Origin of the sequence: Phragmitibacter flavus (assembly GCF_005780165.1) — a bacterium.
Lineage (GTDB): Bacteria > Verrucomicrobiota > Verrucomicrobiia > Verrucomicrobiales > Verrucomicrobiaceae > Phragmitibacter > Phragmitibacter flavus.
In genome coordinates, this window is sequence record NZ_VAUV01000003.1 from 28,915 (window position 1) to 42,588 (window position 13,674).

Here is a 13,674-nt window from a genome sequence, read left to right on the forward strand (position 1 = left end):
AATCACCCGTCAGTTCACAGATGAACCTACAAGCCATGCAAGAATGCGATTTTTACCCACCTCCCTACTATGAACGCATTAGAGAGATGGGTATGCTCGCCCATCGCCTGCGTCTCTGGGATTTCGACTGGATGGCTGATGAGGACCGTTCGAATTGGCAGTTCCCCGATTTCAGCCGACCTACGTTGCCTGGTCTGTTTCCATTTGCCCAGGACTACTCGGGCGATCCTTATTGCTGGTTACAAGGCCGTTTAAGCCGATTCGGTGAGCCAGACATCCTTTTGTGCGACCATGAGGACGGATTTGCTTGGCTTTATGCGCCATCCTTGGCTGGTGCCATTTTTCGCACCGCAACAACTTTTGCCGCAGCAGCGCGAGAGGATTCAGTTGCGCCCATGGTGGAGATGATTGAGCAGGTGATCGAAGTTTATGGTGAGTTGCTACCTGATGATTGGGTGCAGAGGCTATCTCACTTAACCAAGCGAGAGCCTAGAATTTTTCGAGGAGCCACAGTCACGAAGGTTGCGCTTCACGCCCCTTGGGATTCTGACGAGGTTATTAAGCAGCTATTCGGGAGTCCATATGCCGAGAAGAACACACAGTGGGCAAACATTGGTGCCGAACAGGGGGTGGTGGGCAGCGGGCTGGCAGCCGCGCGTGAGACCAAGGACCAACACAGACAGGCTGATCCACCGCAACCATGACTCGCGTCTTTGCCATTCTCTCCGCCATTTTGGGTCTCGTCTATCTGAGCAGCTCGTCCGACTTCTGGCGGCAGCTTCGAACGTTTGGTTGGTCGGCGGTTTCGGTGACAGTTATATCGCACACCCTTGAGCCAAGGAGAATGGGATTCTGGGACGCCGGAACTTTCGGTGAAATTCGCTTTAAAAACTCAGGAGATTCAGAGCGGGTTGATCGCATTTTTCAACGTTTTTCCTTTGATCGATCGACATCCAAGACCGCATCCTACATTGCGAGTCTTGCCCCAGGAACGACGCACACCGCATTCATTTCTCCCGACGTGTCAGAAGTATCGTTCGGTCGATTCCCATGTTCTTATGGCCCTCGATTTGCACTCGGAGGGTTGGGATATCTTCTTTTGGCATACTTCGTCTTTCAGCCATGCCCTAGGAGAAGATGTGGCAATCCCAACGAGTCTGAGACCAACGGGCGAACCAATTGAACAACCTTTTCGAAGTGACAGACAAGGACACGCCTTGAACATCAATCGCCGCTCACAGGATTTCAATGAATCAGATTGGACTGCACCCTGGCAGCGATTGTCCTGCCTACCTCTGCTGCGTCAACCACTACGCCGAGATTACGTCCACGGTGGTCCCGAGCAGGCACACCGTTGTTTTTCTCGCGGAAGACGCATCTGGCCGTTCGACTGCCAGTGCCTTCAAGGATTTGTCATATCTCGCCATTCTGATCGGTGACGTCCAGCGTGAAGCGGGCGAAATCGCCGCCATCATCAGTGATGCCCATTAAGTAAAGCGCAATCAGATAAGTCACGGCAAGAAAGTCTCCGGGCTTTCATGTCGAATCTTTCTTTCAAATGCCTTGTCTTTCATCCAAGTTTGAAACTCCTCCGACCCTGACATCTCATGAATGAGTTCCTCCAACCCACAGACATCATCGACAGCACCCATCCGACCATTGTCGCTGCCGCTGTGGAGATCGCTGGCGACGCCATCGACGATGAGGATGTCGCCAGCCGCTGTTTCATGTGGGTTCGTGATGCCGTGCGCCACAGTTCGGACCATCCAATCGAAATCGTTACCTACACGGCGTCCGACGTTCTGAAACATCGCGTTGGATTCTGCTATGCGAAGAGCCATCTGCTCGCCGCATTGCTGCGGGCTCGTAGCATTCCGACCGCTCTTTGTTATCAGCGGTTGGCCTTTGATGACACCGCCTCCAGCTTCTTTCTGCACGGACTGGTTGCTGTTCATCTCAAGCGTCATGGATGGTATCGGGTTGACCCACGTGGCAACAAGCCCGGCATCTTTTCCGACTTCACCCCGCCCGTCGAAAGTTTGCCATACTCTCCGACTTTGAAAGGTGAAATGAACGTCCCGGGGATATTCCCAGATGCGATGACTTGTGTGGTGTCAACCCTTCGACAATGGACAACCGCCGCCGACGTTCGTGCGAACCTGCCGGATTTCGCACCAGAGGTTTGACCATCAAAATTGGCTTCGATTGTTGAAAGATTCGCGTCTCGCTGACGGTCAACCTTACCGCCCCAGTCAAGGCACCCTCAAACAAGCCCATCCAATCCTGCTTATCTAACATACGTTGAACCCGTTGAGTTCCGAGTCATTGAAGTTCCGTTAGATTCAATCACCTCACCCCAAACCTTCGCAATCAACCGAGCCGACTGCGCCAACGACGATGGTGACCGAAATAAGTTGGCGGCTCAAGTTAACTCGATGTTCAAGCGAGTTATCTTTTGTCGAGCTATTAACCTTATTCCAAATTTAGCTAAACACTCTATTTTGGCGGCATCGTTGGAGATATCAACCACTCCTTCCACTAACTCCGCAATTCTTGTCATGAAACCGCAAACATAGGTAGTCGCCTTATTTTTTCTAAGATGGAATAATGATCCTATCTATTATCCGCTTCGTGAGCATACTTCGATTTAATTGGCGGCTTATTAACCATTAAATTCGATAATATGATAACTACACGCTCGGTTAGGCTTGCAGGGTTGCTTCGAGGAATCTTCGGAGCATTGATGACGGGAAGTTTGATGATTGAAGGGGATAATCTTTGCGCGGCGCCCATCGAGCTGGGATCGGCAACGGACTTTGCGGTGCTTGCCGGTTCAGGCATCACCATATCGGGGGCGATCAACTCGACTGTCATTAATGGGGACATTGGCTCGGCGCCCACGTTCTCCATCACTGGCTTGGAAAACGCGGTTTTCGTCACCGGCGTAAATCACGGCGGCAATGCGGTTACCGTATCTGCCAAGGCCTCCTTGCTTACCGCCTACAACAATGCAGCCGGCCAGACCGCCACCGTTACCTACACGCCGATCACCGACTTGGGAGGGCAGACCTTGTTTGCGGGCGTGCACTTTAACTCCAGTTCGTTTGACATCACCGGCATGTTAACGCTCGATGCCCTTGGGGACCCGAACGCGGTATGGATTTTCCAGATGGGATCCACACTCACCACCGCTAGCAACAGCCTGGTCAATCTGATCAACGGTGCACTGGCCAGCAATGTCTTCTGGCAGGTGGGCAGCTCGGCCACGCTTGGCTCGGACTCCGATTTTGCAGGCAGCATTCTGGCTTTCACCTCCATCACCGTCAACGATGGGGCCTCCGTTCAAGGCAGGTTGCTGGCGCTGAATGGAGCCGTCACTTTGCTGAACAATACCATCGTGGTTGTGCGGGCTCCCGCCGTTGTCGACTCCGTCGAATTTGACGGCGGCGGCACGGTCGTGGTCACCGACACTTTGGTGGTGGCGAGCGGTATCTTTGATGTGGCCAGCGGCACAGGCAACGTCAGTGGCGGCACGGTCATCACACCCGGAGATTTGCATAAGGTGGGTGCAGGGGAACTGGTGACTGACAGCTTCATTGATGTGGGAGGCACGGCCTATGTTGACGAAGGGGCGCTCTATGTGAATGGAACTCTGAAAGCTTCCGCCGTGAATGTTCTGCCCAACGCCCTGCTTGGCGGCACCGGTCTAATCATTGGCGATGTGCACAATGCAGGCACCGTGGCCCCTGGTGATCACGGCGTGGGCACCTTCACCATCGATGGCGACTACACTCAAACCCCGCAGGGAACCCTGCAGATTGAGATCTCCGGTGATTCCAGTTTCGACCAGCTGATCGTCACGGGAACCGCCTCACTAAGCGGCACACTGGATGTGCTCAGCCTCGGAAACTATTCGTTTGAATATGGCCAGCAGTATCCCTTTTTGGTGGCAGGTAATATCATTGGCAGTTTTGATGAGATACTGATGCCCAATAGCGATCTGTATCGTGGAAGATTTATCATCGAAGATAACGTCGGTATCTTGTTGGTCGCACCCGCCAGTTACACGCTGGTGGCTGAAACTCCGAATCAGACTCGCGTAGCCATCGCGCTGGATGAATGGATCGGAGTCGAAGACGGAGACATTGGCGAGGTCACGCTCGCTCTGGATGTGCTGACGACGGACCAATATGAAGCCGCCTTCGAAGCCATCATGCCAAGTTATTATGCCTCCGCGATTTCGACTGGCATTGAACTTAGTCAGACCCAGGGTCAGCTCCTCAGCCAACAATTGGGATCAAGACGCCTGGGCAATCGTCGCCGCAATCAGGCGCAAAACGAAGCGCCAGCAGAACAGGGCGAGATCGAGCAGGCAGGCGGCAAAGGCGCCAGATCGGTGCAGCCCTCCGGCGGCAAAAACGCGAGGCGGGTGCAGTATGCGGAACAACCCATCCTTCTAGCACCAGGGCCGCTGGAAGATGAGACCCGTTGGAACGTCTGGATGCAGGGCACCGGCATGTTCTCCGAAGGGGGCATGAGTCTCACTCCCGGCGAATCGTTTGAGAGTGGCGAATTCATGATTGGTGCCGACTACGCCCTCTCTCAACATCTTTCCATCGGCCTGTTCACCAGCTATCAGGAAGGTTGGGGCGATTATGACAATGGCGGCAGCATCGATCTGGAAACCGTTCGCCTGGGGGCCTATGCCACCGTGGATTTCGAAGGCTTCTACGCCCATGGCGCCGCCGGGTATGGTCAGACCGACTACTCAATCCATCGCCCCATCCAATGGGCCACGCTGGATCGCACCGCTACCAGCAACCCTGACGGCTCAGAAGTCTTCTTCATGCTTGGCACCGGCTACGACTTCCACGCAGGAAACTTCACCTTTGGTCCAGCCGCGAGCATCCAGTATACCCGGCTGAAGCTCAATGGATTCACCGAACGCGGTGCGGACAGCCTCAATCTTCAAGTCGATGACACGACCGCAGAAAGTCTGCGCACCTACATCGGCGGAAGAGTCGCCTACGCTTGTGTGATCAATGAGGGGCTCACTCTCGTGCCCGAACTGCGGATGTTCTGGCAACATGAATTCATGCAGGGTGGAGACACCATCCACAGCACCTTGGACAGCGGCAACGGACCTGGCTTTGACTATCTCACCGAGGAACAGGGAAGCGATTCCCTGTATGCCGGAGCCGGCGTCTCCATGCTGCTGGGAAGCAACGTTACCATCAGCCTCTACTACCACGCGAACATCGGCCGCAACGACGATACCCAGCACCTCGTGACCGCTGGCCTGAACTGGAAGTTCTGACATTCCTTACGCGTGTCGCCCCTGCTCACAATGGGTGGAGGCGACTGGCCGCATCCAAGAGACCGTGTGCGGCTTCCTCATCAGGGAGTTGGGTGAAAGCATTTAAGCAATGAGAAACCTGAGCAGCTTTCTTCTATAGCCCATCGACAACCCAACCTCCTCCCCCTAATCTGTGCACATGCACAGCAGCAAAAGCCATAGCGCCGACGCACCGCTTTACCTCCAGCTTGCCGACCGTCTCCAGAATCTCATCAAAGCAGGCACCTTCAAACCCGGCGACCGCATCCCCTCGGTTCGTCACCTCAGCGCCCAACATCACGTCAGCATCCCCACCGTGCTGCAGGCTTATGTCACCCTGGAAGATCGCCGCCTCATCGAAGCGCGACCCAAGTCCGGCTATTTCGTGCGGGCCGATCTCGATGCCCCACTGCGCCCTTCCGCCCGCTCGCGCCGCCAGCTTCAGCCCAAAAGCCTTGCGCAATTCCCGCCCTTGATGTCGCTGGTTCACGACGTCGCCAATCCAAACCTCGTCCCCATGGGCGGAGCGAATCCCAGTGCCGATCTGCTGCCCGGCACCAAACTCGCCCGCATCACCGCTGCCATTGCCCGCAGTCACACCAAACAATCCATCAGTTACGATCCCGTTCCCGGCTGTCCCGCCTTGCGCGAGCAACTCAGCCGCCGCTCCCTCGACTGGGGTTGCGCGCTTTCTCCCGACGACTTCATCATCACCAACGGCGCCACCGAAGCCCTGCACCTCGCCCTTTCCGTCACCACCCAACCTGGCGATACGGTGCTCATCGAATCGCCGACTTACTACGGCGTCCTCACCATCCTCAGCCATCTCAAACTCCGCGCCATTGGAGTGCCCACCTGCCCACAACGTGGACTCGACCTCAACGCAGCCAAAAAAATCCTCAGCCGTGACCGCGTCGCTGCCATCGTCGTGATGCCCAATTTCAACAACCCCCTCGGCAGCCTCATGCCGGACTCCAACCGCAGCGATCTCCTCGCCCTCGCCGCCCAGCATCAAATCCCCATCATCGAAGACGACATCTACGGCGACCTCCAACATCACGGCGAACGCCCCGCCACGCTCAAGTCCCTCGACAAAAACCACCAAGTTCTGCTCTGCGGTTCCTTCTCCAAAACCCTCGCCCCCGGCTATCGTGTCGGCTATCTGAGCGCCTCCCGTTATCAAGACAAAATCATCCAGCTCAAAACCGCGCAGAACTTCTGCAGCGCTCCACTCCCCGCCCTCACCATCGCCGAGTTCCTCAAAAACGGCGGTTACGATCACCACTTGCGCACTCTCCGCAATGCCTTCCACCATCAAGTCACCCAAATGCGCGAAACCCTTCTCGCGCAACTTCCCTCCGACACCCACATCAGCGAACCCACCGGCGGTTTTGTCCTGTGGGTCGAACTCCCTAAAAAAGTCGACACTCTCGCCCTCTTCCATCAAGCTCGTGAAGCCGGCATCAGCATCGCCCCCGGCCATCTCTTTTCACCCGCTGCCGAGTTCAAACATCACCTGCGCATCAGCTGCGGCCATCCATGGAATCCCGCCATGGAAAAAGCCGTCGCGCAACTCACCCGCATGATCCATCATCAACTTCGCTGACATCTTTTCACCTCGCCATTCGTTAATCATTTCCATTCAGCATCCAACCACGCCTCCATGAACTTCCTCTCCCGCCTTCTTCTTCTCGCCACCGCCATGCCCCTGTTCACTGCTTCAGCCCTTCAAGCCTCCGAAACTTCTGCCAGTGCCACTCCCGTCTACGAACTGCGCATCTACACCACCAACGAAGGCAAGCTTCCCAATCTCCTCGCCCGCTTCCGCGATCACACCTTTGGCCTGTTTGAAAAACACGGCATCACCAACATCGGCTACTGGACCCCGATCGAAAAAGAAGACGGCGCCGACACCACACTCATCTACCTCCTCTCCCACAAGTCACGCGAAGCCGCCAAAGCTTCCTACGCCGCTTTCGGTCAGGACCCCGCCTGGAAATCCGCCCTCGCGGCCAGCGAAGTCAACGGCAAAATCCTCGCCAAACCACCCGAGTCCATCTTCCTCGACATCACCGCCTACTCCCCAAAAATCGAGATCACCAAAAGCGCCACTCCCCGCGTTTTCGAACTCCGCACCTACACCACCACACCTGGCAATCTCGACAACCTTCATGCCCGTTTCACCAACCACACGATGAAGCTGTTTAGCAAATACGGCATGTCCCACCTTGGTTACTGGACCCCGTCTGATGCCGACAAAGGCAAAGACAACACCCTCATCTACCTTCTTTTCCACAACAGCAAGGAAGCCGGACTTGAATCCTTCACCAACTTCCGCAAGGACCCCGACTGGATCGCCGCCAAAGGTCTCAGCGAAAAAGACGGCTCCCTCACCATCCCCCAACCCGACGGCGTCAAATCCGTCTATCTCAAAGCCGTCGATTTTTCGCCGATTGAGTAGCGACCTACGGAGCAAACGGCATTGAGTTTTTGCCGACGACACGTCGGCACTCCATGGAGGTCCGACGTGTCGTCGGACTAAGGTAACCTCCTCACCCCAAAATCCCCGTAGCCACCTCACCCCCCACATTCGTCAGCCGGAAGTTTCTTCCCCCATAATCAAACGTCAGCCGTTTGTGATCCAGCCCCAGCAAATGCAGCATCGTCGCATGCCAGTCATGGATGTGCATCGGATTCACCACCGCCCGATGCCCAAACTCATCCGTCGCCCCATAAGTTAATCCGCCCTTCACGCCGCCGCCCGCCATCCAGATCGAATAGCCTTTGTGGTTGTGATCGCGCCCATCCAGATTCTGCGCATACGGCGTTCTCCCAAACTCACCCGCCCACACCACCAGCGTGTCATTGAGCATCCCTCGCGCCTTCAAATCCGTCAGCAACGCTGCCACCGGTTGATCCGTCGCCGCACAATTTTTCGCCAACCCATCCTTTAACAAATTGTGGTGATCCCACTGCACCGTTGAAGTCACCTCAATGAACCGAACCCCCGCCTCCGCCATGCGCCGCGCAAGCAAACACTGCCGCGCAAACTGGTCATTACCCTTCCCTGCGCCGATCCCATAAAGCTTCAACATCGACTCCGGCTCATCGCGCATATCCAAAACCTCCGGCACCTCCGCCTGCATTCGAAACGCCAGTTCGAACGCCCCAATCGCTCCCTCCACCTCGCGATTCACCCCATCGCGCCGAAGCTTCTCCTCATTCAATCCCCGCACGAGGTCCAACTGCGCGCGCTGCGCTCGTTCTGAAACTCCCGCCCTTCGCTCAATGTTCTTCATCGGCGGACCCGGCAACGCCTCGCGCTTCATCAACGCCGCATACAAATCCGGCAACTGACCGCTGCCGATCCTCGTCCCCTGATGTTTCGCCGGCAAAAAACCGCTGCCATAATTCTGCGCGCCACCGTTGTCCGCCGGTGGATTCAATGTCACAAACCCCGGCAGATTCTCGTTCTCGGATCCCAATCCATACAGCGTCCATGCCCCGATCGATGGCCGCACAAACTGGAAACTCCCCGTATGCATTTGCACAAACGCCTGTGCATGATTTGGCAAATCGGTATGCATCGAGTTAATGATGCATAAATCGTCCGCATGCTCCGACAGCTTTGGATACAAAGTCGTCATCCACTGACCCGACTTCCCAAACTGCGCAAACGGAAACGCCGGTCCCAGCAACCTTCCCCCTTCCAATCCGCGACCTAACTTCGCCTGCTTCATCAACTCCGGCTTGTAATCAAACAAATCCACATGCGACGGGCCACCGCGCATCGTCAAAAAAATCACCCGTTTCGCCCGCGCCGGAAAATGCGGCAGCCCAACGCCGCCCTCCACACCATTCCCATTCCCATTCGCCTTCCCAGCAGCCAAAGCCGAAAACGCCAGCCATCCAATGCCCGAAGACATCGTCTGCAAAACCTCCCGACGTGAAATCAATAGCTTGTTCATAAAATAAATCCCCTCTTAGGTTATTTCTACGGAGTTACACCTTCAGTCTCTGTTGAGTTAGGCACACCATCCCAAAGCCTCGAAGCCCCCGCGAAGTTAAAGATGCTTCCCATGAGCGCCGAAGGTGCGGCGTCATGACAGCCTTGGGCAACGCCCAAGGTTTGCCAGATAACATCGGATAGGGCTGAAGGCCCGCTCCAACAACGGTGCGCCCCGGCTTTGGTGCTCTAAAGATTCGCAACATAACCATCATCAATCCGCATTTCTAAATTCCCCGCTCGCCAGCAACGCCTGACAAAAAAGCTTCATCGCATCTGCCTCCGACACCGCCATCTCGCTTCGCGTTCTCGCAAAAAACTCTCGCGCCATCTCCAACTCCTCCGACGTGGCATCCCGATTGTAACAAATCTCAAACGGCTTGTTCACCCGCGCATCATCCCCCTCCACACCCGCCTCCATCACCCGCTGCGCCAAACCCTCCGCCTGCTCCTGCACAAACGTTCCGTTCATCAAATACAACGCCTGCAATGGACCATTCGTCACCGATCGATCCCCCGTTACCAAGCTCGGATTCGCCACATCAAAATGCTCCATCGCCTCCGGCAGCAAATCCCTCAACACCGGCAGATACACTGACCTGCGCCGCGACCCATCCAGGTCCTTCGGAATCTTCTCATTGAACCCAATCAACGAAGCCGCCTGCCCCGGAATTTCCGCCACCAACGATCCCGGACGACGCGAAAAATCCATCAACCCCGACACCACCAGCATCGAATCACGGATCACCTCCGCATCCAATCGACGCTTGCTCATCCTCCACAAAAACCGGTTGTCCGGGTCCTTCTCAAATCCCTCCTCCCGATAGTCCGAAGCCTGCCGGTAAGTCCGCGACAACACCATCTCCCGCACCATCGCCTTCACCGACCACCCGCGCTCCATGAACTTCACCGCCAGATGATCCAGCAACTCCGGGTGACTCGGCAACTCCCCATCAAATCCAAAACTGTCCACCGTCCGCACCAGTCCCGCTCCGAACAAATGCCGCCAAACCCGGTTCACCATCACCCGCGCCGTCAACGGATGCTCCCTGCTCGTCAACCACCGCGCCAGTTCCAATCGACCGCTCGATCCCGACCCCGGAGCCTCCACCCCATCCACCTCAAACACTTTTGGAAACCGCCGCTTCACCACCGACCCCGGTTGCCCGATCTCCCCGCGCTCATACATCGGCGAATCGATCACCTCCCCATCCATCACCCCCATCGCCAAAGGCAACGCACGACCCTTCTCATCCACGGTCCGCAGCTCCCCACCAATCTGCCCCCGCTGCCAGTAACGACCAATCCCGCGCTGCAACAAGCGCGTGTAATCCGCACTCAGATCACGCCCCTCCGCTTTTGCTTTTGCCATGAACTCATTGTCCTCCTTCTCCCCCAAATCCAGCGCCACCAGACTCGCCTCCAGCTCCGCCTTGCGCTTCAACGTCATCGACCGGTTCGGAATCAACTGACCCTTCACCTCCGGCAGCCTCAACACGTCCCCGTCATTGTTATTCTCCGAATCCACCCAGTTCCCAAAATACGTCTTCGTGCTCTTAAAAATCCCCGCCAGCGCATAATAATCCTCCATGCTGAACGGCTCCGTGAAGTGATCATGACAACGCGCACAAGCCACCGAACTCGCCATCACCGACCGCGACACCGCATCCAGTTGTTCATCCGCCAAATCCGCCGCAAACAGCTTCTTGTCAAACTCGCCAAGCCCCTTCGCCCCCATCGCCAAAAACCCCGTCGCCACCAGCAATCGCGCCCGCTCCTGCGCATCCTTCGCCGGCAACAAATCGCCCGCCACCTGCTCCGTGATGAAACGATCAAAGGGCACATCTGCATTGACCGCATCGATCACATAATCCCGATACCTCCACGCATGCGGAAACGTCAAATTCGCCTCCCGCCCGTTCGACTCCGCGAACCTCGCCACATCCAGCCAGTGCCTCCCCCAGCGTTCCCCAAACCTCGGACTCGCCAGCAATCCATTCACCGTCTTCGCCAGCGCCAGGTCAACATCAACGCTCGCAAGCTTCACAAACACTTCCACTTCATTCGGTGAAGGCAGAAACCCCACCAGATCAAAATACACCCGTCGCAACAACGTCACCAACTCCGCATCTGCCGACGGCTCCAGGCCCTCCGCCTCCAGCTTTGACAGCACAAAAAAATCCAATTCCCGCCGCGCCCAACCCTCGCGCACCGTCACCGGCAATTCCCCTTCCACCGGCTTCCGATAACTCCAAAACTCCCGCGCCGACTCCACATCGCGCTCATTCGCCAGCACCGCCGTCAGCGAGCAAAGCCCCAAGAAAAGTAGCCGACACGCACTCATCGTTTCAAAACCTCCTCACCCTTCGCTGGCACCGCAGCCTCTTCAAACTTCAACCAATCCGCCGTCGCCGCATCCAACCAACCTTCATTGATGCACCGCACCCCATGCCCTTCCGTCCACAACCACCACTTTGGTTTCCCCTTTCCGTCCACCGCCGCGAACGTCAACTCGTCCGCCGTCCGCCACGCTGGCAAAGTCCGGCAGCTCCAGCCCGAGTGTGGGGGTGAAACCAGTTCCACCTTGCCCGTCGCGATCTCCACCACGGCCACCACGTCCGTCTCACTCTCCACCACCGCCACCCATTGCCCATCCGGCGAAGCCACCACATAACCAAGATCGGTTGGCAACCCACCCGGCACCGTCTCCACTTTCTGCACCGATTTCCCATCCTCCGAAATCAAAAAAAGCCGTGGATCCAGCTCGAGTTCCCCGCCTGCCGCAGGCAAGACCGCTGGCTGACTGGCAAACAACACCCGCCCATCGGGCAACACCTGCAACACCGGACGATGCAACAAAATTGCCGTTGCCACGACCCGCGCTTCCACCAGTCGGTCCGCCCCTTTCACCGCCACCATCACCCCTTCCGGATTACGCTCATGGGCGGCCTTCATCAACTCCCCGTTGCCCTGCACCACCGCCACCTGCTGAATCGTCTGCAACGGCCCCTCATCTCCCCCCAATGTCGCGGTAAACACCAACTGCTCCCCATCCGGCATCCAGTCAAACGCCCCCGATGCCTTCTCCACCACCGTCAACGCCTCTCGTCCTTTTAACGAAACCACCTCCAACGAAGCCCGTTCCTCATCCTCATGAATCCGCAAAAAGGCCACCGCCTGATGCTTCGGCGACACCTTTGGCAACACCGGCAATTGCAGCAACCCGCTCGCCAACACCTCCCCTTCCGACACTTTCCACCCGTCCAGTCTGAACGTGCAAATTTCCGTCACCAAATACCCTGCGTCCTTCCCTTCCAACCCCGTCAAGATTTCGCGTCCCTTTGTCGAACCCGACAGCAATCCTCTCACCTCATCTGGCTTCTCCTCGAACGACCGCATCAACGCTGCCATCAAACGCCGATGCCCCACCCCCTTGACCAGCCCACTTAAAAAATCCTCAGAGCCCGCCTCTGTTCCCTCCATTGCCACCTCCATCAACGGCAACACCGAAGGCAGCAACTCATCCACCGCCGCCAATTCTTCCTGAGAAATCATCGGCTTCACCTCCGCCCACGATTTCTTCAACCGTTCCCTCTGACACACAAACCCCGTCCCGTCCCTCAGCCACGCCACCGACCTCACCACACCGCCGTCACCACCCAATTCCAGCGGCTCCCCCAGCTCCCCGTCCATCTCCACCAAGTGAAGTCGATCCTCCACCAGCACCAACGCGCGATCCCCCTGCGGCGACCACCAGAAGCGCTGCTCGGGGAAACATCCACACAACCCCATCACCCCCACGCATAAAGCCATTCGAAGCAAAAAACTCATCTCACCACCTCCTCAAACTTCGGCTTCGATCCCACCCTCACCACTTGCATGCCGCCATCACGCGCATTCACCTCCAACCGATACCTCGCCCATGGCCCCGTCCCCGGGTTCGCTTCCTTCACCTCAGTCGCCTCCGCCACCATCATTTCTGGCGGTGCACTTGACGCCACCTCCGGCATCGAACGTCCCGCCAGAAATCCACCCGCGCCCGCCAGCAACATCAACCCCGCCGCCCTCGCCAGCCAACCCGTTGCCCAACCTTTCCTCGCCGGATTGGCCTTCAAATCGATCACCTTCATCTCCTCCGACGGCAGCACCGGCATCACCGCCTGCCCCATCACCCCGAGCGAACTCAACACCCGCTCCGTCTCCTTCATCGCCTCCGGATTGTGCGTCAGATAAATCTCCAGCAACTCGGCCGCCTCCGCCGAAATCTCGCCGAAATGCCGGTCGATCACCAAAGCCTGCAGTGTTTTCGAATCAATCGTGTTCGTCTTCATCT

Annotated in this window: 10 protein-coding genes; 6 read left to right on the forward strand and 4 right to left on the reverse strand. The window is 57.0% G+C overall.

What is annotated here, in order from left to right:
- The first annotated feature begins 20 nt into the window (after positions 1 to 20).
- The 6 genes from FEM03_RS03885 (at position 21) to FEM03_RS03910 (ending at position 7,796) form a co-directional block, all read left to right on the forward strand.
- Entirely contained in the window at positions 21 to 704 is a 684-nt protein-coding gene (locus FEM03_RS03885) for an SMI1/KNR4 family protein (protein WP_138084879.1), read from the forward strand.
- 544 nt (positions 705 to 1,248) lie between these two features.
- Positions 1,249 to 1,491, forward strand: coding sequence for a hypothetical protein (locus FEM03_RS03890; RefSeq protein WP_138084880.1), 243 nt, complete (start codon positions 1,249 to 1,251; stop codon positions 1,489 to 1,491).
- Between the two features lie 116 nt (positions 1,492 to 1,607).
- Positions 1,608 to 2,186: a transglutaminase-like domain-containing protein gene (locus FEM03_RS03895; RefSeq protein WP_138084881.1), complete on the forward strand. Its 579-nt coding sequence runs from the start codon at positions 1,608 to 1,610 to the stop codon at positions 2,184 to 2,186.
- 572 nt (positions 2,187 to 2,758) lie between these two features.
- Positions 2,759 to 5,317, forward strand: a complete 2,559-nt coding sequence (locus tag FEM03_RS03900; protein ID WP_206170860.1) for an ice-binding family protein — start codon at positions 2,759 to 2,761, stop codon at positions 5,315 to 5,317.
- A gap of 178 nt (positions 5,318 to 5,495) precedes the next feature.
- Entirely contained in the window at positions 5,496 to 6,941 is a 1,446-nt protein-coding gene (locus FEM03_RS03905; RefSeq protein ID WP_138084883.1) for an aminotransferase-like domain-containing protein, read from the forward strand.
- Positions 6,942 to 6,998: 57 nt separating this feature from the next.
- A complete protein-coding gene (locus tag FEM03_RS03910; protein WP_138084884.1) occupies positions 6,999 to 7,796 on the forward strand; it encodes an NIPSNAP family protein in 798 nt (265 codons plus the stop codon).
- 91 nt (positions 7,797 to 7,887) lie between these two features.
- On the opposite strand, the gene FEM03_RS03915 is transcribed toward FEM03_RS03910, so the two are convergent.
- The 4 genes from FEM03_RS03915 to FEM03_RS03930 form a co-directional block, all read right to left on the reverse strand.
- Positions 7,888 to 9,303 carry a DUF1501 domain-containing protein gene (locus FEM03_RS03915; RefSeq protein ID WP_138084885.1) on the reverse strand — a complete coding sequence of 472 codons (1,416 nt, stop codon included), beginning with the start codon at positions 9,301 to 9,303 and terminating at the stop codon, positions 7,888 to 7,890.
- A 252-nt stretch (positions 9,304 to 9,555) separates the two neighbouring features.
- On the reverse strand, positions 9,556 to 11,685 hold the full coding sequence (locus tag FEM03_RS03920) for a DUF1549 and DUF1553 domain-containing protein (protein ID WP_138084886.1): 2,130 nt from the start codon (positions 11,683 to 11,685) through the stop codon (positions 9,556 to 9,558).
- Positions 11,682 to 13,172, reverse strand: a complete 1,491-nt coding sequence (locus FEM03_RS03925; RefSeq protein ID WP_138084887.1) for a hypothetical protein — start codon at positions 13,170 to 13,172, stop codon at positions 11,682 to 11,684. The genes FEM03_RS03920 and FEM03_RS03925 overlap by 4 nt, the downstream gene beginning before the upstream one ends.
- Complete coding sequence (locus tag FEM03_RS03930; RefSeq protein ID WP_138084888.1) at positions 13,169 to 13,672, reverse strand: hypothetical protein; 504 nt, start codon at positions 13,670 to 13,672, stop codon at positions 13,169 to 13,171. The genes FEM03_RS03925 and FEM03_RS03930 overlap by 4 nt, the downstream gene beginning before the upstream one ends.
- Between the last annotated feature and the right edge of the window lie 2 nt (positions 13,673 to 13,674).

Coding starts and splice junctions, on each gene's coding strand:
- FEM03_RS03885 (WP_138084879.1), top strand. CDS start 21: ATGAACCTACAAGCCATGCAAGAATGCGATTTTTACCCACCTCCCTAC.
- FEM03_RS03890 (WP_138084880.1), top strand. CDS start 1,249: ATGAATCAGATTGGACTGCACCCTGGCAGCGATTGTCCTGCCTACCTC.
- FEM03_RS03895 (WP_138084881.1), top strand. CDS start 1,608: ATGAATGAGTTCCTCCAACCCACAGACATCATCGACAGCACCCATCCG.
- FEM03_RS03900 (WP_206170860.1), top strand. CDS start 2,759: ATGATTGAAGGGGATAATCTTTGCGCGGCGCCCATCGAGCTGGGATCG.
- FEM03_RS03905 (WP_138084883.1), top strand. CDS start 5,496: ATGCACAGCAGCAAAAGCCATAGCGCCGACGCACCGCTTTACCTCCAG.
- FEM03_RS03910 (WP_138084884.1), top strand. CDS start 6,999: ATGAACTTCCTCTCCCGCCTTCTTCTTCTCGCCACCGCCATGCCCCTG.
- FEM03_RS03915 (WP_138084885.1), bottom strand. CDS start 9,303: ATGAACAAGCTATTGATTTCACGTCGGGAGGTTTTGCAGACGATGTCT.
- FEM03_RS03920 (WP_138084886.1), bottom strand. CDS start 11,685: ATGAGTGCGTGTCGGCTACTTTTCTTGGGGCTTTGCTCGCTGACGGCG.
- FEM03_RS03925 (WP_138084887.1), bottom strand. CDS start 13,172: ATGAGTTTTTTGCTTCGAATGGCTTTATGCGTGGGGGTGATGGGGTTG.
- FEM03_RS03930 (WP_138084888.1), bottom strand. CDS start 13,672: ATGAAGACGAACACGATTGATTCGAAAACACTGCAGGCTTTGGTGATC.